1 protein-coding gene is annotated in these 354 nt (G+C 58.2%); it reads right to left on the reverse strand.

Features of this window, described 5'->3' with window-relative positions; translation table 11 throughout:
* Nucleotides 1-61 precede the first annotated feature (61 nt).
* The coding region (locus tag IB248_RS32460) for a LysR substrate-binding domain-containing protein (RefSeq protein ID WP_246779343.1) at nt 62-354 on the reverse strand (293 nt) is incomplete at its 5' end.

Consider the following 354-nt stretch of genomic DNA (forward strand, 5'->3'; position numbering starts at 1 on the left):
GGTTCCAATCGTGAGCCCGTATTTCCATCTTATCGGGGGCAACCAACCCAGCCAGTACCATCTAGTAAAAATGCACTGAGGAGATCGCGCCGCGATTACCCCATGTAAAAGACAGGTTCTGCCGGTTGAAGGCGATGATCTTCTGAGTGCGCAGATCGTCGATGCTGATCTCGTCCCTGGCTGCCAGCGGATTGGCATGGCCAACCGCCAGGTAGTAGCGCTCATGGGCAAGCGAGACGAAGCGCAAGGAGCCGATGTTTTCCACCGGGCGGATGAAGCCCAGATTGAGCTGGCCGGTCTCCAGGCCGCGGATGATCTCGCCGGTATTGCCCGACGCGATGTGGATGCGGACAT

It is taken from the genome of Rhizobium sp. RHZ01 (genome assembly GCF_014851595.1).
Taxonomy (GTDB): Bacteria; Pseudomonadota; Alphaproteobacteria; order Rhizobiales; family Rhizobiaceae; genus Rhizobium; species Rhizobium altiplani.